General features: G+C 45.6%; 25 protein-coding genes and 2 tRNA genes. 21 read left to right on the top strand and 6 right to left on the bottom strand.

The window, feature by feature from the left end:
• Nucleotides 1-59: 59 nt before the first annotated feature.
• Entirely contained in the window at nt 60-953 is an 894-nt protein-coding gene (locus tag R8N47_RS01830) for a LysR family transcriptional regulator (RefSeq protein WP_017633561.1), read from the top strand.
• Between the two features lie 91 nt (nt 954-1,044).
• Here the strand turns inward: R8N47_RS01830 and tkt are convergent, their stop codons facing one another.
• Nucleotides 1,045-3,039: a transketolase gene (gene tkt, locus R8N47_RS01825; RefSeq protein ID WP_064354308.1), complete on the bottom strand. Its 1,995-nt coding sequence runs from the start codon at nt 3,037-3,039 to the stop codon at nt 1,045-1,047.
• A gap of 315 nt (nt 3,040-3,354) precedes the next feature.
• On the opposite strand from tkt, the gene metK reads away from it, so the two are divergent.
• The 8 genes from metK to ruvX all read left to right on the top strand — a co-directional run bounded on the left by metK (nt 3,355) and on the right by ruvX (nt 10,084).
• Nucleotides 3,355-4,509, top strand: a complete 1,155-nt coding sequence (metK, locus tag R8N47_RS01820; protein WP_005384541.1) for a methionine adenosyltransferase — start codon at nt 3,355-3,357, stop codon at nt 4,507-4,509.
• 402 nt (nt 4,510-4,911) lie between these two features.
• Nucleotides 4,912-5,709, top strand: coding sequence for a DUF2189 domain-containing protein (locus tag R8N47_RS01815; RefSeq protein WP_005381026.1), 798 nt, complete (start codon nt 4,912-4,914; stop codon nt 5,707-5,709).
• Between the two features lie 68 nt (nt 5,710-5,777).
• On the top strand, nt 5,778-6,275 hold the full coding sequence (locus R8N47_RS01810) for a SprT family zinc-dependent metalloprotease (protein WP_005381025.1): 498 nt from the start codon (nt 5,778-5,780) through the stop codon (nt 6,273-6,275).
• Between the two features lie 150 nt (nt 6,276-6,425).
• Nucleotides 6,426-7,121 (top strand): deoxyribonuclease I, encoded by a 696-nt coding sequence (gene endA, locus R8N47_RS01805; RefSeq protein ID WP_053306786.1) that lies wholly within the window; start codon nt 6,426-6,428, stop codon nt 7,119-7,121.
• Nucleotides 7,122-7,234: 113 nt separating this feature from the next.
• Complete coding sequence (rsmE, locus tag R8N47_RS01800; protein ID WP_053304141.1) at nt 7,235-7,966, top strand: 16S rRNA (uracil(1498)-N(3))-methyltransferase; 732 nt, start codon at nt 7,235-7,237, stop codon at nt 7,964-7,966.
• 14 nt (nt 7,967-7,980) lie between these two features.
• The gene (gene gshB, locus R8N47_RS01795; RefSeq protein ID WP_005381021.1) at nt 7,981-8,931 is read left to right on the top strand and encodes a glutathione synthase; all 951 of its coding nucleotides are present in this window, start codon (nt 7,981-7,983) and stop codon (nt 8,929-8,931) included.
• A gap of 128 nt (nt 8,932-9,059) precedes the next feature.
• Nucleotides 9,060-9,623: a YqgE/AlgH family protein gene (locus R8N47_RS01790; RefSeq protein ID WP_005381020.1), complete on the top strand. Its 564-nt coding sequence runs from the start codon at nt 9,060-9,062 to the stop codon at nt 9,621-9,623.
• Nucleotides 9,624-9,658: 35 nt separating this feature from the next.
• Nucleotides 9,659-10,084 (top strand): Holliday junction resolvase RuvX, encoded by a 426-nt coding sequence (ruvX, locus tag R8N47_RS01785; RefSeq protein ID WP_005381017.1) that lies wholly within the window; start codon nt 9,659-9,661, stop codon nt 10,082-10,084.
• Between the two features lie 61 nt (nt 10,085-10,145).
• Here the strand turns inward: ruvX and R8N47_RS01780 are convergent, their stop codons facing one another.
• Nucleotides 10,146-11,252 (bottom strand): PilT/PilU family type 4a pilus ATPase, encoded by a 1,107-nt coding sequence (locus tag R8N47_RS01780; protein ID WP_005381016.1) that lies wholly within the window; start codon nt 11,250-11,252, stop codon nt 10,146-10,148.
• 30 nt (nt 11,253-11,282) lie between these two features.
• Nucleotides 11,283-12,323, bottom strand: coding sequence for a type IV pilus twitching motility protein PilT (locus R8N47_RS01775; protein WP_005381015.1), 1,041 nt, complete (start codon nt 12,321-12,323; stop codon nt 11,283-11,285).
• A 28-nt stretch (nt 12,324-12,351) separates the two neighbouring features.
• Between R8N47_RS01775 and R8N47_RS01770 the strand changes: the two genes are divergently transcribed.
• The 7 genes from R8N47_RS01770 (at nt 12,352) to hemW (ending at nt 17,409) form a co-directional block, all read left to right on the top strand.
• On the top strand, nt 12,352-13,053 hold the full coding sequence (locus tag R8N47_RS01770; protein WP_064354309.1) for a YggS family pyridoxal phosphate-dependent enzyme: 702 nt from the start codon (nt 12,352-12,354) through the stop codon (nt 13,051-13,053).
• A 159-nt stretch (nt 13,054-13,212) separates the two neighbouring features.
• A complete protein-coding gene (gene proC / locus R8N47_RS01765) occupies nt 13,213-14,031 on the top strand; it encodes a pyrroline-5-carboxylate reductase (protein ID WP_064354310.1) in 819 nt (272 codons plus the stop codon).
• A 52-nt stretch (nt 14,032-14,083) separates the two neighbouring features.
• Entirely contained in the window at nt 14,084-14,641 is a 558-nt protein-coding gene (locus R8N47_RS01760; RefSeq protein WP_005381012.1) for a YggT family protein, read from the top strand.
• On the top strand, nt 14,641-14,931 hold the full coding sequence (gene yggU / locus R8N47_RS01755; protein ID WP_005381011.1) for a DUF167 family protein YggU: 291 nt from the start codon (nt 14,641-14,643) through the stop codon (nt 14,929-14,931). Before R8N47_RS01760 ends, yggU begins: the two co-directional genes overlap by 1 nt.
• 128 nt (nt 14,932-15,059) lie before the next feature.
• A complete protein-coding gene (locus tag R8N47_RS01750) occupies nt 15,060-15,491 on the top strand; it encodes a DUF4426 domain-containing protein (protein ID WP_005381010.1) in 432 nt (143 codons plus the stop codon).
• Between the two features lie 118 nt (nt 15,492-15,609).
• Nucleotides 15,610-16,212 (top strand): XTP/dITP diphosphatase, encoded by a 603-nt coding sequence (locus R8N47_RS01745; RefSeq protein ID WP_064354311.1) that lies wholly within the window; start codon nt 15,610-15,612, stop codon nt 16,210-16,212.
• Between the two features lie 18 nt (nt 16,213-16,230).
• The gene (hemW, locus tag R8N47_RS01740; RefSeq protein ID WP_042521300.1) at nt 16,231-17,409 is read left to right on the top strand and encodes a radical SAM family heme chaperone HemW; all 1,179 of its coding nucleotides are present in this window, start codon (nt 16,231-16,233) and stop codon (nt 17,407-17,409) included.
• A 90-nt stretch (nt 17,410-17,499) separates the two neighbouring features.
• Here hemW and glsB read toward each other — a convergent pair whose 3' ends face one another.
• The 3 genes from glsB to trmB form a co-directional block, all read right to left on the bottom strand.
• Nucleotides 17,500-18,420, bottom strand: coding sequence for a glutaminase B (gene glsB / locus R8N47_RS01735; RefSeq protein ID WP_005381007.1), 921 nt, complete (start codon nt 18,418-18,420; stop codon nt 17,500-17,502).
• Between the two features lie 98 nt (nt 18,421-18,518).
• The gene (locus R8N47_RS01730) at nt 18,519-19,547 is read right to left on the bottom strand and encodes a TRM11 family SAM-dependent methyltransferase (RefSeq protein WP_005384509.1); all 1,029 of its coding nucleotides are present in this window, start codon (nt 19,545-19,547) and stop codon (nt 18,519-18,521) included.
• Between the two features lie 17 nt (nt 19,548-19,564).
• On the bottom strand, nt 19,565-20,284 hold the full coding sequence (gene trmB / locus R8N47_RS01725; RefSeq protein ID WP_005384506.1) for a tRNA (guanosine(46)-N7)-methyltransferase TrmB: 720 nt from the start codon (nt 20,282-20,284) through the stop codon (nt 19,565-19,567).
• Nucleotides 20,285-20,487: 203 nt separating this feature from the next.
• Here trmB and mutY point away from each other — a divergent pair, with 203 nt between their 5' ends.
• The 5 genes from mutY to R8N47_RS01700 all read left to right on the top strand — a co-directional run bounded on the left by mutY (nt 20,488) and on the right by R8N47_RS01700 (nt 23,391).
• A complete protein-coding gene (gene mutY / locus R8N47_RS01720) occupies nt 20,488-21,564 on the top strand; it encodes an A/G-specific adenine glycosylase (RefSeq protein ID WP_017635575.1) in 1,077 nt (358 codons plus the stop codon).
• Nucleotides 21,565-21,583: 19 nt separating this feature from the next.
• Nucleotides 21,584-21,856, top strand: coding sequence for an oxidative damage protection protein (locus tag R8N47_RS01715; protein WP_005381002.1), 273 nt, complete (start codon nt 21,584-21,586; stop codon nt 21,854-21,856).
• Between the two features lie 77 nt (nt 21,857-21,933).
• Nucleotides 21,934-23,073, top strand: a complete 1,140-nt coding sequence (mltC, locus tag R8N47_RS01710) for a membrane-bound lytic murein transglycosylase MltC (protein ID WP_005381001.1) — start codon at nt 21,934-21,936, stop codon at nt 23,071-23,073.
• Between the two features lie 100 nt (nt 23,074-23,173).
• Nucleotides 23,174-23,249 (top strand) — tRNA-Phe (locus R8N47_RS01705).
• 66 nt (nt 23,250-23,315) lie between these two features.
• Nucleotides 23,316-23,391 (top strand) — tRNA-Thr (locus tag R8N47_RS01700).

The raw sequence follows: 23,391 nt of genomic DNA, 5'->3' as shown, positions 1-23,391 counted from the left end.
TGGAACGGTTCTTTCCATTTATGGAACTCGTACATAACGCAGTAAGGAGTAAAAGAAATATGCACGACTTAGCATCAATTAGAGCCTTTGATGCGCTCAATCAGCATAAAAGTTTGACAGCCGCTGCTAAAGCCCTTAATCAGCCAAAATCAACGCTAAGTCGTCGCTTGGCACAATTAGAAGAAGACTTCGGTCAGGCTCTAACCGCCAGACAAGGTAATCGATTAGTTCTGACAAGAGCTGGAGAGATCTTTGCCCACTACAGCCGCCAGATTCTTGAGTTAAGTGAAGAGAGTTATGATGCACTTCAAGGTTTAACGAACCAAGTTTCAGGGCCACTGCATATTGTTTGTCACACTGCCTTAGTTAGAAGCTGGCTCGGCGGCGTACTCAATCGTTTTCTTGCTGATAATCCCGATGTTAGAGTTCAACTTACCAGTGACTTTTCTGAGGCGCATCATGACCCAGATTTGTTCATCTGGCTCGGTGAACGTAAAGAGCTAGACTGGCGAAAAGAAGTGCTGGGGGTATTTCGCTATACGCCTTTTGCCTCTCCAAATTATCTAAAACAACATGGGCCTATACCGCACCCCAAAGAACTTGAAGCACATCCATGGATCGATTTTGGTTCAGTGCAAGAAAATGGATTGATGCTAGCACACCCTCAACACGGTGAGTTCTTTTTAGAACCCTTTGTTAGTCGCTTATACAGCGACAACATAGCAATGCAAATAGACAGTATCGCGAATGGTCATGGTATTGGACTGCTGCCGACTTGGACAGCATGCGGCTATGAGAAACATCACCCAGGGCGAATCACACCATGCTTAGAAGGTTGGCTTTCTGAGCCTATTTCCATTAACTGCTATACACCAGCAGGACGACCACCACTGCGCTTATCCGTACTTTTAGACTGCATTCACCAAAGCATTCCACAAGGTTGGAAAACCTGACAAAAATAAAAAGGCCATCATAATGATGGCCTTTCTAACTTTAGCGTTTAACAATCGTCGTTTACGTTCGACTGTTTAGACGGTCCTGCAATTACGCTAGCAATTCTTTTGCTGTGTTCACTACGTTTTCAGTCGTGAAGCCAAACATCTCGAATAGCTGACCAGCAGGTGCAGATTCACCGAATGTTGTCATACCGATGATGCGACCGTCGAAGCCAACGTACTTGTACCAGAAATCAGCAATGCCCGCTTCAATAGCGATACGTGCCGTTACGTCTGATGGCAGTACAGATTCACGGTAAGCGGCGTCTTGTTTGTCAAATGCATCTGTTGATGGCATTGAAACAACGCGTACTTTCTTACCTTCAGCAGTTAGCTGTGCTGCTGCTTCTACTGCTAGTTCAACTTCAGAACCTGTTGCGATAAGGATTAGCTCAGGCTTGCCTTCGCAATCTTTCAGAATGTAAGCACCTTTCGCGATGTCTGCTACTTGTTCTGCTGTACGCTCTTGTTGCGCAAGGTTTTGACGAGAGAAGATAAGTGCTGTCGGTGCATCTTTACGTTCAATCGCTAGTTTCCATGCAACTGCAGACTCAACTTGGTCACATGGGCGCCATGTGCTCATGTTTGGAGTTACACGTAGAGACGCCATTTGCTCAACAGGTTGGTGAGTTGGGCCATCTTCGCCAAGACCGATCGAATCATGCGTGTAAACTTGGATGTTCTGAATTTTCATCAGCGCAGCCATACGCATTGCGTTACGAGCGTATTCCATGAACATTAGGAATGTTGCGCCGTAAGGAACGAAACCACCGTGCAATGCGATACCGTTGATGATAGCAGTCATACCGAATTCGCGTACACCGTAGTGGATGTAGTTGCCAGAGAAGTCCTCCGTTTCTAGAGACTTAGAACCAGACCACATGGTCAGGTTAGAAGGCGCTAGGTCAGCAGAACCACCCATAAACTCAGGAAGCATTTGACCAAACGCTTCTAGTGCATTTTGCGATGCTTTACGTGATGCAATGTTCGCTGGGTTTGCTTGAAGATCAGCAATGATTTGGTTCGCTTTTTCTTCCCACTGTGCAGGAAGTTCGCCGTTTAGACGACGTTTAAGCTCTGCCGCTTCAGCAGGGTAAGCTGCAGCGTATGCTTCGAATTTTTCATTCCAAGCTGCTTCTTTCGCGGCGCCCGCTTCTTTTGCATCCCACTCAGCGTAAACATCTGCCGGGATCTCAAATGGGCCGTACTCCCAACCTAGGTATTCGCGAGCCGCTTGGATTTCATCGTGACCTAGTGGTGCACCGTGACAGTCGTGCGAACCAGACTTGTTAGGAGAACCGAAACCGATAATTGTTTTGGTACAGATAAGCGTAGGACGTGGGTCCGCTTTTGCTGCTTCAATTGCTGCGTTGATCGCGTCTGAGTCGTGACCATCGACTGCTGGGATTACATGCCAGCCGTACGCTTCAAAACGCTTAGGTGTATCGTCAGAGAACCAGCCTTCAACGTGACCGTCGATAGAAATGCCGTTGTCATCCCAAAACGCGATCAGTTTGCCTAGACCTAACGTCCCAGCAAGAGAGCATGCTTCATGCGAGATGCCTTCCATTAGACAGCCGTCACCCATGAACACATACGTAAAGTGGTCAACGATATCGTGACCTTCTTTGTTGAACTGTGCCGCTAGTGCTTTCTCTGCGATCGCCATACCAACAGCGTTAGTGATGCCTTGACCTAGAGGACCCGTTGTTGTCTCGATACCAGGCGCGTAGCCGTACTCTGGGTGACCTGGGGTTTTTGAGTGCAATTGACGGAAGTTTTTCAGATCGTCAATAGATAGCTCGTAACCGCTTAAGTGCAGTAGAGAGTAAATAAGCATTGACCCATGACCGTTTGACAGCACAAAGCGATCGCGGTCGGCCCACTCTGGGTTTGAAGGGTTATGGTTTAGGTGAGAGCGCCAAAGAACTTCAGCGATATCAGCCATACCCATTGGTGCGCCTGGGTGGCCTGAGTTAGCTTGTTGAACACCATCCATGCTTAGAGCACGAATTGCATTGGCAAGATGTTTACGAGACGACATGTCTGCTCCTGAGTACATTAAGCGAAACGAAAAGTAGGTCATAATTCTCTCAAAGCCCTGTTGGGTGTGCAAACGTTTTCCAGTCCAAAACCTCACAAATATTGCACCTTTCGCGCCAAATCGTTCGAAGTTCTTAAAATTATCAATAAATCAGGCAAACGTTTGGTTATAACAAAAACCAAAAAAGAGCTTGTAATTCGAGCAATCAAATTTAGAATAGACGTCTAGATGTAGATACACCTACAAAAATTAGTATTAATTTGCGCTGGAGAGTTTATCATTCCCCAGTTTTAAACCAGATATAGTGGAGCTAACATGGCTAAGCACCTGTTTACTTCTGAGTCAGTATCAGAAGGTCATCCAGATAAAATTGCAGACCAGATTTCTGATGCGGTTCTTGACGCGATTCTAGAGCAAGATCCAAAGGCTCGTGTTGCATGTGAGACTTACGTTAAAACCGGTATGGTAATGGTGGGTGGTGAAATCACGACTTCAGCATGGGTAGACATCGAAGAGTTAACTCGTGAAACCGTTCGTGAAATCGGCTACGTACATTCAGATATGGGCTTTGACGCAGATTCTTGTGCGGTACTAAACACAATCGGTAAACAGTCGCCAGATATCAACCAAGGTGTTGATAAAGCTGACCCTAAAGAACAAGGTGCAGGCGACCAAGGCATCATGTTTGGTTACGCTTGTAACGAAACTGAAGTACTAATGCCAGCGCCAATTACTTACTCTCACCGTCTTGTTCAAAAGCAAGCAGAAGTTCGTAAAAACGGCACACTACCTTGGTTGCGTCCTGATGCAAAATCTCAGGTAACATTCCAATACGATCAAGGTAACATCGTTGGTATCGACGCGGTTGTTCTTTCAACTCAACACTGTGACTCAATCTCAACTTCAGACCTGCGTGAAGCGGTAATGGAAGAGATCATTAAGCCAGTACTACCTTCTGAGTGGATCAACAAAGAAACAAACTTCTTCATTAACCCAACCGGTCGCTTCGTAATCGGTGGTCCTATGGGTGACTGTGGCCTAACTGGTCGTAAGATCATCGTAGATACCTACGGCGGCGCAGCTCGTCACGGTGGCGGTGCGTTTTCTGGTAAAGATCCATCAAAAGTTGACCGTAGTGCAGCATACGCAGCACGCTACGTAGCGAAAAACATCGTAGCGGCAGGCATGGCTGACCGTTGTGAGATCCAACTTTCTTACGCAATCGGTGTTGCTGATCCAACGTCTATCATGGTGGAAACGTTCGGTACTGAGAAAGTACCTCACGACATCATCATTGAAGCGGTTCGTCAATTCTTCGACCTACGTCCATACGGTCTACAAGAAATGCTTAACCTTCTTCAACCTATCTACAAGAAGACAGCGGCATACGGTCACTTCGGTCGTGAAGAATTCCCGTGGGAAGCGACAGACAAAGCTGCACTTCTACGCGATTTCGCTGGCATCAAATAATCAAGCTAAGCAAGAATCAATCAAGCCCTCGCCTATGGTGGGGGCTTTTTATTTTCAGCAACTTTTATCTAGTCATTTCGGCTCATACCGCCCTGCCCCACAAAGCAGTCCTGTTTCTCCCTCATTTTTATACCGAATAAATTTTAAGCAATTATTTGTAAATTATCCCATCTCCGCCAATAGTTAAAATATTGTTAACTCCAATTTAAATAGAGACGTCGGATGCTGGCGACTGTGGAAGCAACACTTAAGTAAAGACATGAGTCAGGCATCTTTATGGCCGATACCAAACTAAGCCAATGCTCAGATGTAAACTTGAAAAAGTCGCTTCAAGTTTGACTGAACAAAAACCGCTGTCAGTTGGTATAAGCGGATAATGTGGGAATAAATCAAGGAGGAGTTATGCCTCGAACTGTTAATCCATCGGACTTCCACAACAAACGAAAGGAAGTGCCAGACAACGAATATGCCAGAACCATACCGTGCAATACGGTCAATCTTTCTGCACCTTTTCATTGGCTCGCATTAGGTCTGCATGATTTCGTGCGAATGCCGCTTATTAGTGCTTTCTATGGCATCTGTTTTATGGCTGCTGCGATAGGCATTGTTTTGCTCGTACAGTGGCAAGGCACACACTTAGTCGTCATGCCCAGTTTGATTGTTTACATGTTAATCGGTCCGTTTCTCGCGCTGGGCTTGTATGATGCCAGTTGGGAGAGAGAGCGCGGACACAAAGCAAGCTTGTTCCATTCAATGAAAGCGATCGGTCGTAACTCAACATCTCAATGGGCGTTCGCCGTGTTACTCGCAGTGTGTATGATATTTTGGATGCGCATTGCCGCTCTACTTCATGCACTCTACCCTTCTGTTCAAGGGGCACCTTTAAGTGAGTTCCTACCCTTCCTTGTCATCGGCTCTTTAGTTGGCTTTGTTTTGGCTTGTGTGGTGTTTAGCATTTCAGCCTTTTCTATTCCTCTCATGATGGAGCGTCGCGTAGACATGATGACCGCTGTATTTACCAGCTTTAATGCAGTGAAATCCAATATTCCAGCAATGATTGTTTGGGCAGCGATCATCTGTGGCGGTATTCTTATCGGCTTTGCGACCTACGGGATCGGAATGTTGTTTACCATGCCAATTCTAGGCTACGGTACATGGCACGCTTACCATGCCACCATCAAGAAAAAACACACACCATAATTAACTGATGCTATGATCTGGCCCTCGCAAATGCGGGGGCTTTTTTATTTGATTTATCGAGGTGAATTGTGGATATAGAACTCAGCTATAAAGCCAAGCAAGTGATGGCGGGCTGTATCGCGATGGCGGAACAAGCTTTCAAACGTTCTTTCCCGATTCCAACAATCACCTTCGACGTCCGTGGGAAAGCGGCAGGAAAAGCCTACCTTCAATTAAATCAAGTACGCCTAAACCCTGTTTTATTTCGCGAAAACACCCAAGCATTCTTAGATGAAGTCATTCCTCATGAAGTAGCACACCTGATTACTTATCAGGTTTACGGGCGAGTTAGGCCTCACGGTAAAGAATGGAAAGGCGTCATGGAAGCCGTATTTAACGTACCAGCCAAAACCACTCACAGCTTTGAAGTAAAATCCGTTCAAGGTAAGACCTTTGAGTATCGTTGTGGTTGTATGACCTACCCTCTATCGATTCGCCGTCATAATAAAGTGCTGCGCAAAGAGGCAACGTACTCTTGTCAAAAATGCCGCCAACCACTTAACTTCACCGGCATTCAATTATCGTAGCCCTTACCTCATAGTGTTACTTGCGTTCCCAAAATAAAGATCGAGTTGATCAAAACCTTCCCTTCGCCACTTATTGTTAACTTACTCATCACTAAAGCTATTTTATGCGTGTTATCATGAATAAAGTCATACTTTATAAAGACTTTTATCATGAAATACTTACTCTCTCTGTTGCTTATCGCGCTTTCTAGCACTGCGATTGCCGCGCCACCGAGCTCATTCTCTGCAGCCAAACGTGAGGCGGTCAAAATTTATCAAGACCACCCAACAAGCTTCTACTGTGGCTGTAACATTCAATGGCAAGGCAAGAAAGGCTTACCCGATTTAGCCTCTTGCGGCTACCAAGTCCGTAAACAAGAAAAACGGGCTGCACGAATCGAATGGGAGCACGTTGTTCCTGCGTGGCAATTTGGCCACCAGCGTCAATGCTGGCAAGATGGCGGACGTAAAAACTGTAAGAAAAAAGACAAAACTTTTCGTTTGATGGAAGCAGACTTGCACAACCTAACTCCTGCTATTGGTGAAGTAAACGGTGACCGTTCGAACTACAACTTCAGCCAATGGAACGGTATGGATGGCGTGAGTTATGGTCGCTGTGAGATGCAAGTGAACTTTAAGCAGCGTAAAGTCATGCCACCAGACCGTGCGCGTGGCTCAATTGCTCGTACCTATCTATACATGAGCAAAGAGTACGGTTTCAAACTGTCGAAGCAGCAAACGCAATTAATGAGTGCTTGGAACAAAACCTATCCTGTCGATAAATGGGAATGTGAGCGTGACGAGCGCATTGCAAAAGTACAGGGCAATCACAACCCATTTGTTCAAGAAGCCTGCCGCGCACTGTAACCTCCGACCTCGAAGCGTTTCAATTACTGATATTGAAACGCTTCTTGCCCCTTGTTTTTTCGGTGCAAAGCATCCATGTTAGGGTTTAAGTTTATTCTCTTGCTGGAAATCTCATGCGTACCCCTCGAATTTATCATCCAGAAACCATTCATCAACTTGGCTCACTTGCTTTAAGTGACGACGCAGCAGGCCATATCGGTCGTGTTTTGCGCATGAAAGAAGGCCAAGACGTTCTCCTTTTTGACGGCAGTGGCGCAGAGTTCCCAGCGGTTATCAGTGAAGTCAGCAAGAAATCAGTTTTGGTTAACATCACCGAGCGCGTAGAAAACAGTATTGAATCCCCTTTAGATCTGCACCTTGGTCAAGTCATTTCACGTGGCGATAAGATGGAGTTCACCATCCAAAAGTCTGTTGAACTTGGCGTCAATACCATCACTCCTCTGATTTCTGAACGTTGTGGCGTCAAGCTTGACCAAAAGCGTTTTGAGAAAAAACTCGCGCAATGGCAGAAAATCGCCATCAGTGCCTGTGAGCAATGTGGGCGTAATGTCGTGCCCGAAATTCGTCCAATTATGAGCTTGGAAGAGTGGTGTCAAGAAGAGTACGATGGTTTAAAGCTTAACCTTCACCCTCGTGCTAAATACTCAATCAACACTTTGCCAACCCCGGTTGAAAAAGTGCGCCTACTGATCGGTCCTGAAGGCGGTTTATCGTCTGAAGAGATCGAGATGACTCGAGAATACCAATTTGAAGAAACGCTACTCGGCCCTCGCGTTCTGCGTACCGAAACAGCGGCTCTGACAGCAATTACAGCCTTACAAGTTCGTTTCGGCGATCTTGGTTAAAACGGAGAAAAATAATGATCAAACTCGGTATCGTAATGGACCCAATCTCGTCCATTAACATCAAAAAAGACTCTAGCTTTGCCATGATGCTTGAAGCGCAACGACGCGGCTATGAAATCCACTACATGGAAATGAATGATCTGCATCTCGATCAAGGCGTTGCCATTGCAGATACTAAAGTGGTAGAACTAAAAGAAGATCCAAACGGTTGGTACGAGTTCAAATCAGAGCAAACTATCGAACTGTCTGAGCTAGACGCGGTGCTAATGCGTAAAGATCCTCCGTTTGATACTGAATACATCTACGCGACTTACATCCTTGAGCGTGCAGAAGAACAAGGCGCACTGATCGTTAACAAGCCTCAAAGCTTACGTGATTGTAACGAAAAGCTGTTTACGGCATGGTTCCCAGAGCTGACACCTACAACGATCGTGACGCGAAAAGCAGAGAAAATTAAAGAATTTCGTGAAAAACATGGTGATGTCATCCTGAAACCGCTTGATGGTATGGGTGGCGCGTCCATCTTCCGTGTAAAAGAAAACGATCCAAACGTCTCTGTGATCATCGAGACATTGACTAACCACGGTCAAAACTACGCAATGGCACAAACCTTCGTGCCAGACATCAGCAACGGTGACAAACGTATCCTAGTGGTAGATGGCGAACCTATGCCTTACTGTCTAGCACGCATTCCTGCTAAAGGCGAAACGCGCGGCAACCTAGCCGCTGGTGGTACTGGTGAAGCTCGTCCGCTAAGCGAAACCGACCTCAAAATTGCGCAAACCGTTGCTCCGACACTGAAAGAAAAAGGCCTTATCTTTGTTGGCCTTGACGTAATTGGCGACAAGCTAACAGAAATCAACGTCACCAGCCCAACCTGTATTCGCGAAATTGAAGCTGCTTTTGATATCTCAATCACAGGCAAGCTGATGGATGCGATTGAGCGTCGAGTAAAAGGCGAATAACTCAAACTGTATTACAGTTAATAGAGAGCGTAGTACATTAACTTAAGCAAACTCATGCACATACCTAGATGGTAAACTGTATGATGTTTGCTTAAGGGCATTTACGAGAGTTAAGGGTCAATATGAGTATGAATCTCACAAATCACTTTTTGGTTGCCATGCCTGGGATGAAAGATCCGTACTTTCAAAACAGCGTGATCTACGTTTGTGAGCACAACGAAGACGGCGCTATGGGGCTGATGATCAATGCTCCTGTTGATATCACCGTCGGCAACATGCTCAAGCAGGTGGAAGTTCAGCCAGTACACCCGCGCCTGTTTGAAGCCAGTCTAGATAGACCAGTCTACAATGGCGGCCCAATCTCGGAAGATCGTGGTTTTATTTTGCATAAACCCAAAGATTACTACGAGTCCAGCGTCCAAATGACCGATGACCTCGCGGTAACCACTTCGCGTGATATTCTGTCGGTGTTAGGAACAGAAGCAGAACCAAGTGATTACTTAGTGGCACTTGGCTACTCCGGTTGGAGTGCAGGCCAATTAGAAAGTGAGCTGGTCGAAAACTCTTGGCTCACCATTGAAGCGACGCCTGAAATTATCTTTAATACACCAATCAACGAGCGTTGGAAGAAAGCGGTCGAAAAGCTGGGTATCGACCCAAGTCACCTTTCAGCAGACTCTGGACATGCTTAGTCCAAATATACAGTTACATTAGATAGAGACACCTTATGTCACGCACAATTATGGCTTTTGACTTTGGAACCAAAAGCATTGGTAGCGCTATTGGCCAAGAAATTACTGGTACAGCTTCCCCATTAAAAGCCTTTAAAGCCAATGACGGTATTCCAAACTGGGACGATATCGAAAAGCAAATCAAAGAGTGGCAACCAGATTTGCTAGTGGTCGGTTTACCGACCGATCTGCATGGTAAAGACCTTGAGACCATAACCCCTCGTGCACGAAAATTTGCTAAGCGTCTGCAAGGCCGATACGGATTGCCTGTTGAGCTGCATGATGAGCGTTTATCTACTGCAGAAGCTCGTGCGGAGTTGTTCAGCATGGGCGGCTATAAAGCCCTATCGAAAGGTAATGTTGACTGCCAGTCAGCGGTGGTGATTCTAGAAAGCTGGTTTGAAGCCCTTTGGGGTGAGTAAACACTTCAAGCACAATGAAAAAAGGTTGGCTTCTGCCAACCTTTTTTGTTTCTGGATTGGATTAATCCATATCGATCTTAACGTTTGCCAAACTGCCCGTAGAGAATGCTTCACCACGCTGCGTTTTCAACATCAAGCGCAGATCATTTGCCGAGTCGGCACTATGTAGTGCATCCTCTTCGCTGATCTTACCTTGCATCACTAACTTATAAAGAGATTGATCGAACGTCAGCATACCAAACTCATTTGAGCGAGCCATGGTTGACTTCAACTCATGTAAATCTCCGCGACGAATCAAATCCGACACACGTGGGCTATTTAGCAAGATCTCAAATACACCATGACGTCCCTGCCCATTTTTATCTCGGATCAGCTGCTGACCAACCACGCCTTTTAGGTTCATCGACAAATCGAACAAGAATTGTTCTTTTTGATCTTTCGGTACCAAGTGAAGAATGCGCTCTAAAGCTTGGTTTGCATTGTTGGCGTGCAACGTTGCCATACACAGGTGACCCGTTTCGGCGAAGGTCATCGCGTATTCCATTGTTTCACGGCTACGGATCTCACCAATCAAAATCATATCTGGTGCTTGGCGCAGCGAGTTTTTAAGCGCAACTTCATAGCTTTCCGTATCTAACCCAACTTCACGTTGAGTCACGATACAGCGCTTGTGTTCATGCACGAACTCGATCGGATCTTCGACCGTCAAAATGTGCCCGGTTTTATTGCTGTTTCGATAGCCTGTCATCGCCGCCATGGTGGTCGATTTACCCGATCCAGTAGCACCGACCACCAGCACCAAACCACGCTTAGCTATCGCCAAATCTTGCAACACTAACGGTAACTTTAACTGCTCAAAAGTAGGGATATTAGTTTCAATACGACGAATCACTGCGCCTGGTAACTCGCGTTGAAAAAAGGCACTCACACGGAAGCGACCACAATCTCTCACAATGGCAAAATTCGACTCGCGACTTTTACGAAATTCCTGACGCCGATCTGGTTCCATAGCGCTGTCGAGTAATGCAGCCACATCACTCTCGGTGAGTTTTTCCCCTTGCGGACGCAATTCGCCATCCACACGAAATAGAATTGGCGCTCCAACCGTGATGTAAAGATCCGACGCTTTCAGCGCCAGCATGCCTTCGAGAAATTTATCTAGATCCATCTTCCGTATTCACCATTATCTGTATGAACGTTACGAGAATTGCTGCACTTCTAATCCGATCTTACTATCGACCTCTTCACGAGCAACCATGCCTTGCGCCATTAACTGACGAGCATTTTGCTCCATGGTTTGCATGCCGTGAGCCGCACCTGTTTGAATGATCGAATACATCTGCGCGACTTTGTCTTCGCGGATCAAGTTACGAATCGCAGGCGTTGCCATCATAATTTCATGGCATGCAATACGTCCACCACCATTACGCTTCAGAAGCTTTTGCGCGATAACCGAACGAAGAGACTCAGATAGCATCGAGCGGACCATATCTTTATCACTACCAGGAAAAACATCGATAATACGGTCAATAGTTTTTGCCGCCGAGCTGGTATGCAACGTCCCGAAAACTAAGTGACCCGTTTCTGCCGCCGTTAAGGCAAGGCTGATGGTTTCTTTATCACGCATCTCACCGACTAGAATCACATCCGGGTCTTCGCGCAATGCACTACGCAAAGCATTTTGGAAACTATGGGTGTCACGGTGAACTTCACGCTGGTTGATCAAACATTTATTGTTGTTGTGAACAAATTCAATCGGATCTTCAATTGTGAGTACGTGCTTGTTGTGATTACGGTTAATGTAGTCAACAATGGCTGCTAAGGTCGTCGATTTACCTGAACCTGTTGGGCCAGTGACCAGAACTAAGCCTTTTTCAGCGTTCGCAATTTTTTTGAAGATCTCTGGCGCTTCTAGCTCTTCCAGAGTTGGAATGCTACTTGGAATGGTACGGAATACTGCCGCACAACCGCGAGATTGGTTGAAGGCGTTGACACGGAAACGGCCAACGTTATGCAACTCAAAAGAGAAATCGACTTCGAGTTTTTCTTCGAACTCACTGCGTTGGGCATCGTTCATGATTTCGAAAACCAAACGATGCACTTCTTGGTGTGTAAACGCTGGAATACCTAGTTTTCTCACATCCCCATCAATACGAACCATTGGTGGGACACCTGCAGAAAGATGTAGATCCGAGGCATTATGTTTTACACTAAAATCCAGTAACTCAGTGATATCCATTTAAAATCCTTAAGTCTAAAGTACAGCTATGAGTAGTATTCAACAAAATATTGAACATATCACCTCTCAAATTCGATATGACGAGCAAAAATGTGGTCGAACTCCAGAGTCAGTGCAACTTCTAGCGGTAAGCAAAACTAAACCTGTCGAGGCAATTCTCGAAGCCTACCGAGCGGGACAAACCGCCTTTGGTGAAAACTACGTCCAAGAGGGCGTCAGTAAAGTTCAGCACTTTGCCGAGCATTATCCAGATAATCGAATCGAATGGCACTTCATTGGCCCGATTCAGTCGAATAAATCGCGACTTGTTGCCGAACATTTCGATTGGGTTCACACCATCGATCGAACCAAGATTGCTCAACGCCTGAATGATCAGCGTCCAAGCGAACTTAAACCGCTACAAGTTCTGATTCAGGTTAACACCAGTGGTGAGGCATCTAAGTCTGGTGTCACTGAAGCGGAAGTATTCGAGCTGGCGGAGTTGATTTCTCGCCTACCCAACCTCACTTTAAGAGGGTTGATGTCGATTCCTGCCAACGTGTCTGACTACGAATCACAACTCCATGAATTTCAGAAGTTGGCTACGTTGAAGCAAACACTCGAAGCACAGTTCCCAGAAATCGATACATTATCAATGGGAATGAGTGGTGATATGACCGCTGCAATCGAAGCTGGTAGTACAATGGTTCGTATTGGAACCGCTATTTTCGGCGCACGAGACTACAGCTAAATCAACAAAACGCTCACTCGCGACATAAGTTATGTCGCCAATCGTTAGAGCGTAAATGCGCAATCATCTTACTCGCCAATAGGAGCAGTAAGTAACAGCGGCGCCATTATACACCTGAGCGCACAACAAATTCTAAATATCATGATGGAAATCAGACAAATGGAACATAAAAAAATCGCCTTCATTGGTGCTGGCAACATGGTGAGAGCCATTGTTTCCGGCTTGGTTGCTAACGGATACCCAGCGCAAAACATTACCGCGACGGCTCCTTCAGAGGCTCGCCGCCTTCTGCTAGAACAAGATTTTGGCATCCGAACCACCAGCGATAACATCCAAGCTGCGACCGAGGCGGATGTGGTGGTATTGTCTGTAAAACCGCAAATGATGGCGGATGTCTGTAAACCACTGCAATCGATCGATTTCACTAATAAACTGGTGATTTCTATTGCCGCAGGCATCAACTGTTCACGATTGGATGATATGCTAGCCACCAAATTGAACTTGGTTCGTGTTATGCCAAATACGCCATCACAACTTGGGTTGGGTATGAGTGGTTTATTCGCACCAACTCATGTAACCGAGCACGACAAAGCTTTTGCCGCAGAGTTAATGGAATCGGTCGGTAAAGTATGCTGGGTTGAGCAAGAGTCTGGCATCAATAATGTGATTGCCGCAGCGGGCAGTGCTCCAGCATACTTCTTCCTGTTTATGGAAGCGATGCAAGCAGAAGCGATTGCGCAAGGCTTTGATAAAGAGACCGCTCGACTATTGGTTCAGCAAGCTGCACTGGGCGCGGCCAGTATGGTGGTTAGCAACCCAGAAACTGAGCTATCAACCCTGCGTGAGAACGTAACTTCGAAAGGTGGGACAACGGCAGAAGCACTGCGTACATTCAACGAACATCAACTTTCAGATATTGTCGCTAAAGCCATGCAAGCTGCTGTGGCTCGCGCGGAAGAAATGGAAAAACTGTTTTAATTATTTGGATGAACTCCGTTTAGTATCATCCATCACTTGTTAAGGGTACCTTATGAATTCAATGAGTTTTCTCATCTCAACCCTATTTGACCTGTACATCATGGTCGTAATTTTGCGAATTTGGTTGCAAGCTGCGCGCGCAGACTTCTACAACCCATTCTCGCAATTCATAGTAAAAGCGACTCAGCCGGTCATTGGTCCATTGCGCCGCGTTATCCCTTCCGTGGGGAATATTGACCTAGCAACCGTGTTGTTTGCCTACGTGTTGTGTGTGCTTAAATTTGTCGTGCTTATCCTAATAGCTTCGAACGGTTCCGTCTCTTTCAGCGCTGACTTCTTATTCTTGGGCTTATTATCATTAATCAAAGCCGCAGGTGGCCTATTGTTCTGGGTACTATTGATCCGTGCAATTTTGAGCTGGGTAAGCCAAGGCCGCAGCCCTATCGAGTACGTATTCCATCAACTGACCGAGCCAATGTGCGCTCCAATCCGTCGTATTCTTCCGGCTATTGGTGGTCTTGATTTAAGCGTACTGGTGTTATTTATCGGCTTGCAGTTCGCGAACTTCTTAATGGGCGATATCATTGGTCCAATTTGGTTCCAGCTATAATGTCAGCTGCAGTTTGGCAAGATGGTGAGGACATCATCCTGAAGCTCTATATTCAACCTAAAGCTAGCCGCGATAAAATCGTTGGCTTGCATGGTGAAGAGCTAAAAATCGCCATTACTGCTCCACCTGTCGATGGCAAAGCTAATGCACACCTAACTAAGTTCTTAGCCAAGCAGTTTAAAATCGCTAAGGGCTTGGTTCACATAGAAAAAGGTGAATTAGGACGGCACAAACAAATTCGGATAGAATCGCCTACCCAGATACCGACAGAAATTAAAGCCATCATATGATGGCTTTTTATTTACGATTTTGTACCACACTTACTAATACCAACGACTGAGTACGCATTTTTTACCCCCTGACCAAGGTAAAATTGCAGCTATGGTTGTTTTATAACAAGTGCTTTGAGGAAGTAACAATGAGCAAATGGATTACCGCATTACTGATTAGCCTGTTGTCGTTACCAAGCTTCGCCGATCAGTTTAAAAATATGAAAGATATCGAAGTACACTATGTAGCGTTTAACTCAACATTCCTAACACCCAAAGTCGCACGTAGCTACGATATCAAACGTAATGGATACCTCGCTGTGGTTAATATTAGCGTGTTAGATAGAGCTTCATTGGGTAAGCCAGCATTAGAAGCAAAAATTGCTGGACGCGCGAAGAACCTTATCGGCCAAACTCAGACCTTGACCTTTCGTGAAGTCAAAGAAGGCAATGCGATATACTATTTAGCCGAACTGCCAATTACCCACGAAGAAACTTTTACTTTCGATATTGACGTAAAAGCTGGAAACAAAGGCTCAGGTAAGCTTAAATTCACCCAGAAGTTTTATGTTGAAGAGTAATTGGGTTGTGATGTTCCAAAAGCTTTTGGATCTAAGCAGGCTAAAAACCACTTATTAGTTAAAGAATATCTAGAGGAGAACGATTTGTTCTCCTCTATCACTATTAAAAGAGATTCCCATGAAAAAAATTGTGCTAGCAACTGGTAACCAAGGCAAAGTTCGTGAAATGGCAGATTTGTTGTCTGACTTCGGCTTTGAAGTATTAGCGCAAAGTGAATTCAATGTATCGGAAGTAGCTGAAACGGGTACAACTTTCATTGAAAACGCAATCATTAAAGCTCGCCATGCCGCACAAGAAACAGGGCTTCCTGCCATTGCAGACGACTCTGGATTAGAAGTCGATTTCTTAAAAGGCGCTCCGGGCATTTACTCTGCACGTTACGCAGGCGAGAGCGCATCTGATCAAGAGAATCTAGAAAAATTGCTAGCGGCAATGGAAGGCGTACCAGAAGCAGAGCGTACAGCACGTTTCCACTGCGTATTAGTCCTCATGCGTCACGATAACGACCCAACGCCTATCGTCTGTCACGGTAAATGGGAAGGCCGAATTCTAACTGAAGCACACGGTGAAAATGGCTTTGGCTACGACCCAATCTTCTTTGTTCCTGAAGACAACTGTGCGTCAGCCGAACTTGAACCTGCACGTAAGAAACAACTGTCTCACCGCGGTAAAGCGCTCAAGTCGTTGTTTGCTCAACTGTCTGAGCAAGTGTCTCAGTAATCACGAGCGAATTAGACCATGTTAACGCCCCCAGCACTCAGCTTGTATGTACACATCCCTTGGTGTGTGCAAAAGTGCCCGTATTGCGACTTTAACTCTCACGCGCTCAAAACCGAGATTCCAGAAGAAGAGTACATCAGTGCCCTTTTAGAAGATTTGGATACCGACATTGAGAAATACCGACTTAACGAAGCGCCACGTCCACTGCATTCAATCTTCATTGGTGGTGGTACGCCGAGTTTGATTTCGGCAGAAGGCATCGAGCGTCTACTTAAGGGCATTGAAGCGCGTATTCCGTTCAAGCCTGAAATCGAAATAACCATGGAAGCGAACCCAGGCACCATCGAAGCAGAGCGTTTTGTTGGCTACCGTAAAGCCGGGGTAACGCGTATCTCTATCGGCGTGCAAAGCTTTGAGCAACAAAAGCTTGAGCGTTTGGGGCGTATTCACGGCCAAGACGAAGCCGTCAACGCTGCTCAGCTGGCGCACCAAATCGGTTTGAACAGCTTTAACCTCGATCTCATGCACGGCTTACCTGATCAAAGCATCGAACAAGCCTTGGCAGATTTGGACAAAGCGATTGAGTTGGCACCGCCGCACTTGTCTTGGTATCAGCTGACCATCGAACCAAACACCATGTTCTACTACAAGCCACCAACGCTACCTGACGATGATGACTTGTGGGATATTTTCGAGCTCGGACACCAAAAACTTGCAGCCGCGGGTTATGTGCAATATGAAATCTCCGGTTACAGCAAGCCGGGCTATCAGTGTCAGCACAACCTCAACTACTGGCGCTTTGGTGATTACCTTGGTATCGGTTGTGGCTCTCATGGCAAACTCAGTTTTACCGACGGACGTATTATTCGAACGACAAAGGTAAAACACCCGCGAGGCTATTTAGCGGCTTATCAAAATATGGTCAAACCTTATCTGCATACAGAACATGTCGTCGCGGATGAAGATCGTCCATTCGAGTTTTTTATGAACCGATTCCGCTTAATCGAAGCCTGTCCGAAGCAAGATTATGTGGACACCACGGGCTTACCGCTTAGTACGATTCAAGAAACCATCGACTGGGCGATAGAAATGGGCTACCTGAGTGAAACGGCTACCCATTGGCAAATTACTGAAAAAGGGAAGCTCTTCCTTAATGATTTGCTCGAAGCCTTTATGGCCGAAGAAAGCGAAGAGTAACGCAACCCCAAAACAAAAAAAGCCTCTCAATTGAGAGGCTTTTTATTTAGAAACTGTGCCGTCCTAAATAAGGTTGACACATTTCCAACATTAGAAAATTGAACGGCCAATTCGCTCTGAGAGCAGCTCAAGCGCCTTAGTACCCGCAAGCGAGTTACCTGAAGGATCAAGCTCTGGAGACCATACTGAAATAGTCATTTCACCAGGTACTACCGCGATAATGCCACCACCAACACCAGACTTACCAGGCATACCAACGCGATAAGCAAACTCGCCCGCGCCATCATACAAGCCACACGTTGCTAACAGTGCATTAAGTTGTTTGGTTTGCACAGGAGAAACTACAGGCTTACCCGTTTGTACCGATGTGCCCTTGTTTGCTAAATAGCTAAACGTTTTAGCCAAATCGACGCAACTCATCTTCAGCGCACAAGCGTGGAAGTAGTTTTGTAGTACTGGAATCACCTCATTTTCGAAGTTGCCAAACGAGCGCATGAGATATGCAATCGCCGCATTACGATCACCATGCATCATTTCGGATGCCGCAACGACTTTGTCATACACAATATGGGTATCACCAGAAAGCTGACGCACAAATTCCAACAGGCGCTGACGAGGTGCAGATAAGCGAGTTTGTAACAAATCTGCCACTACTATCGCTCCAGCATTTATAAATGGATTACGAGGAATACCTTGCTCCATTTCTAGCTGGATTAGCGAATTAAATGCCTGCCCCGAAGGCTCTTTTCCCACTCGAGACCAAATTTCTTCTTGCTTGTACAAGCACATCGCTAACGTCAAGCTCAATGCTTTTGAAATAGATTGGATAGAGAAAGGTTCATCGGCATCACCCGCCTTAATAACCTCACCTTCGTTGGTGTATACCGCAATACCTAACTTGTTGCTGGGTACTTTTGCCAGAGCAGGAATGTAATCAGCCACTTTACCTTGGCCGATTAAAGGGCGTACTTCCGCCAAAATATCTGTCAAAATTTCCACTGTCGGTTTCATTCTCTACCTTCTATTTACAAGAGAACTCGTTGAGCTCAGAGGTAAAAAAAGCCAACGTGTCGTTGGCTTTTCCATAGGGTTCGTTCGACTCAAGTCGATTATGGTTTTACTGCCACAATAATATTGCGGTTGATAGATTGATCAACACGGTGAAGATAACCGATGTAAGGCTCTTCTGAAAGTACCTTCCAACCTTGCTCTTCAAATAATGCCGCGACATCTTTCCATTTCAATGTGAATTCATTGAAAGACAACACCACTGAACCTTGCTTTTTCAATACCACTTTCCATGCAGGCAGAGCCTCTTTTAAAAGCTCTAGTGGACTACGGTTCAGTTTGCTGTCCTTGGCATTTTTGCTGCCGTGCTGCACGCCATAAGGCAGATCAGACACCATCACATCAACTGAGTTCTTTTTCACGACTTGATCAGCGATACGAGTATCAGCCGAATACAGCTTCATAAACTGAAGATTGCCTTGGTTGTAATCTTCTTTATTTGCTGCAGCTTCAACCACGAAACCATCCGCCACTTTCTTGCCACCCGCAGTGCGCTTTTCTTTGCTCACTTTGTGCTTAAAGCGGCCATTCTTCATGAACTTAACAATAAAGGTCTGGATCTCTTGCACCCACTTGGCGTTGATCTCAACCCCTACCACGTTCAAACCGTGGATCAAGCCTTCAAATAAGGTTGTACCTTTACCACACATTGGATCCATTAAGGTCAGTTGTTCACTTCCCGTATTGGACGCACTAATGCCGATATTCACCATCAAACGGGTAAACTGCTCATTTGTTTTCCCGGTGTAGCGCAAAATCTGGCTCATGCTTTCCGGGAAAGTGTTAAATACGGGCGCTTGAACTGGTCGAAGTAAACCATCTTCGCGCACTTCAAATAGCGCATAGTAAATCGAAGAGGCTGCGATTCTTCGCGCCTGCTCATCGGTTAGCGCTTCCTGACAAGAAAACACCAACGCAGCAGGTAAGCCAACGTCTTTACTACCAATTTCTGTCACATCCACGCCTTGTGAAGCTAAAATTGCTTTTAGTTCAGAACAGGCAATGGTCATTGCGCTATCAAAGTAAATTCGGTTATGACCCGGATTCGCTAATATCGCGTAATGGTACATCCCATGAACTCCTCTGGTTACGCAATACGCTTATATTTGATATCCCAAACACCGTGACCAAGACGGTGACCACGAGCTTCAAACTTCGTTAGCGGGCGATCGTCTGGACGAGGAACGAAATCACCATCTTTAGCAATGTTTTCGAAACCTGGCGCTTGGTTCATCACTTCAATCATGTGCTCTGCGTAGTTTTCCCAGTCGGTCGCCATGTGGAAAATACCTTCATTAGGGATAAGCTTCTCACGCACCATTTCCGCAAAACCTAATTGAACAATACGACGCTTGTGGTGACGCTTCTTATGCCAAGGGTCTGGGAAGAACAATTGCAGTGTCGATAAGCTGCCATTTGGGATCATGTGTTCGAATACTTCTACCGCATCGTGACACATTACACGCAGGTTAGTAATTCCCGCTTCGCGAGCATCGGCAAGACAAGCACCAACGCCTGGGCTATGAACTTCGATACCGATGAAGTTTTTCTCTGGCGCGTTCTTTGCCATTTCAACCAATGAAGCACCCATACCAAAACCGATCTCAAGCACTACTGGGTTATCGTTGCCAAACACCTCTTTCCAATCGAGAAGTTCAGCTTTGAAGTCAATACCCATCGTAGGCCAGCATTCATTCATCGCGCTCTCTTGACCTTTAGTCAAACGCCCTTCACGGCGTACAAAGCTGCGGATTTTGCGGATCAGCTTTCCGTCTTCGTTGTATTCGTTAGTGGTTACTTCACTCATTGATTTTGCCTGCACATTGATTAATCAAAGCGGGGATTATCCAAAGAATTTACTTAGGTGCAAGTATTTGTTGAGCTCTTGGTCTATGGCAATCCAAAAGCAACGAAACACCTCTTTATATCCCTACTGTTTATCCGTTGTACTTCTTGCCCATTATGTGGTGCAATTTTGCACCTAACCAATAATAGAATACAGAGCAAGTCGTGACACCTTTCGCCAGTGCCATCCTAGAATGGTATGACGCATATGGAAGAAAAGATCTTCCGTGGCAACAAAATAAGACCGCATACAGTGTCTGGTTGTCTGAAATTATGCTTCAGCAAACTCAGGTCACTACGGTTATTCCGTATTACCAACGTTTCTTGGAGCGCTTTCCAACCGTAATCGATCTTGCCAATGCTGAGCAAGATGAAGTCCTACACCTTTGGACTGGCTTAGGGTATTACGCCCGAGCCCGTAACCTTCACAAAGCAGCACAAGAGGTCGCCTCTACATACAATGGTGAGTTTCCTCTTGATATAGAGAAAATGAACGCCCTACCGGGGATTGGTCGCTCTACTGCTGCCGCCATTTTATCGTCTGTGTATAAACAACCACACGCGATTCTTGATGGTAACGTGAAGCGCACCCTATCCCGCTGTTTCGCAGTTGCAGGATGGCCAGGACAAAAAAAGGTTGAAAACCAGCTGTGGGAAATTGCCGAAACGCATACCCCACAAACGGATGTAGATAAGTATAACCAGGCAATGATGGACATGGGCGCAATGGTCTGCACTCGCAGCAAACCCAAATGTAGCCTCTGCCCTGTTGCTGACCTGTGTGTGGCAAAACAACAAGGTAATGTGCTCGACTACCCGGGCAAAAAACCGAAGAAAGATAAACCAATCAAGCAAACTCGTTTCGTGATGCTTCACCACAACACCGAAAATGGTCATGAGGTGTGGTTAGAGCAAAGACCACAAACAGGCATTTGGGGTGGCTTATTCTGCTTCCCACAAACCGAACATGTGGATGCAGAAAGCGACATTGAATTGCTACTGGATCAACGCGGCATTCAAGCCAGCAATATCAAACAGAAGCAAACACTGATTACCTTTCGTCATACATTCAGCCATTACCACCTAGATATCACGCCAATTTTGATTGATTTATCAAAGCAACCGGACGTGATAATGGAAGGCAACAAAGGTCTTTGGTATAACTTATCTAAACCTGAAGAAGTCGGTTTAGCCGCGCCAGTAAAACTATTGCTGGAAACGCTACCCCACGAACTTCGTTAATTGAATACAAGGAGTCATTATGAGCCGCACTGTATTTTGTGCTCGACTAAAGAAAGAAGGCGAAGGTCTAGACTTTCAACTTTACCCTGGTGAACTAGGTAAACGCATTTTCGACAACATCTCGAAAGAAGCGTGGGCTCAGTGGCAACACAAACAAACCATGTTGATCAACGAGAAGAAACTCAACATGATGGATCCAGAACACCGCAAACTGATCGAAACAGAAATGGTAAATTTCCTCTTTGAAGGAAAAGACGTTCATATCGAAGGTTACACACCGCCGAGCGAATAAAGTCGCTTGAGTTAAACAATGACATCGCAACCATTTGTGGTGTCATTTTTCTATTACCTTCAATAACTCTGATACTTATGAAAAAAATTGTCTTTATTGCTGCCGCACTTTTAATGGCAGGCTGTAGCCGTGAATTCGTCGAAAAGATTTATGACGTCAACTACGAGCCAACAAACCGTTTTGCCAATAACTTAGCTGAGCTACCAGGACAATTTGAAAAAGATACTGCGGCGCTAGATGCCTTAATCAATAGCTTTTCAGGCAATATTCAAAAGCGCTGGGGTAAAAAAGAAATCAAGTACGCAGGCAAGAGTAATTACGTTAAGTACATCGATAACTACCTTAGCCGCGCCGAGGTCGACTTTCGCAAAGGCGTGATCACGATAGAGACCGTATCACCGACAGAGCCCCAAAAACACCTAAAAGACGCGATTGTCACCACCTTATTAACACCAGACGATCCCGCTCACGTCGACTTATTCTCCTCTAAAGGTATCACGTTAGAGGGGCAACCATTCCTGTATAAACAAGTTGTCGACCAAGACAATAAGCCAATTCAATGGTCTTGGCGGGCAAACCGATTTGCGGAATACCTCATCGCAAATAAAATAAAAACCAAAAATGTAGATTTCAAGAAAGCGTATTACGTCGAAATTCCCATGGTTGAAGACCACTTTTCAACTCGCAGCTACCAATACGCCGATATCGTGCGTCGAGCTTCCAAGAAATACGACATTCCAGAAGACTTGATATACGCCATTATTAAAACCGAGAGCAGTTTCAACCCATACGCGGTAAGTTGGGCAAATGCATATGGCCTAATGCAAGTTGTACCTAAAACAGCGGGACGAGATGTGTTCAAACTCGTGAAAAAGCGCTCGGGCCAACCAAGCCCTGAATATTTGTTTAATCCAGAAAACAACATAGATACTGGTACTGCGTATTTCTATATCTTAAAAAATCGTTATTTAAGAGAAGTCCGCCACCCTACCTCTCTCGAGTACAGCATGATTTCAGCTTACAATGGCGGTACTGGAGGAGTTTTAAACACATTTCATCGCAGTGATCGCAAACGCGCAATGCAAGATCTTAATTCATTGCAACCCAACCAAGTTTATTGGGCGTTAACCAAGAAACACCCGAACGCAGAAGCGCGTCGCTACCTAGAAAAAGTTACAAATTTCAAAAAGGAATTTAACTCGAAGCAAACTTTGTAGTGACAGTTGAATAAAAAGCGTTCGAACAACCACTTTTTTGAAATTATTTAAAAAAAGTGGTTGACGCAACGCGGGAAAATCCGTTTAATAGCGCTCCGTTGCCCGGATAGCTCAGTCGGTAGAGCAGAGGATTGAAAATCCTCGTGTCGGTGGTTCGATTCCGCCTCCGGGCACCACAATTTGATTTGTTGGTGTCTTAACGAAATGTTATAACACGGACAAAAGCACAAAGAATAAAGTGTGCCGACTTAGCTCAGTAGGTAGAGCAACTGACTTGTAATCAGTAGGTCACCAGTTCGATTCCGGTAGTCGGCACCA

The organism is Vibrio sp. 2132-1, from assembly GCF_033344315.1.
The sequence above is the reverse complement of the archived record's forward strand: the minus strand, read 5'-3'. Positions and strand labels throughout refer to the sequence as shown.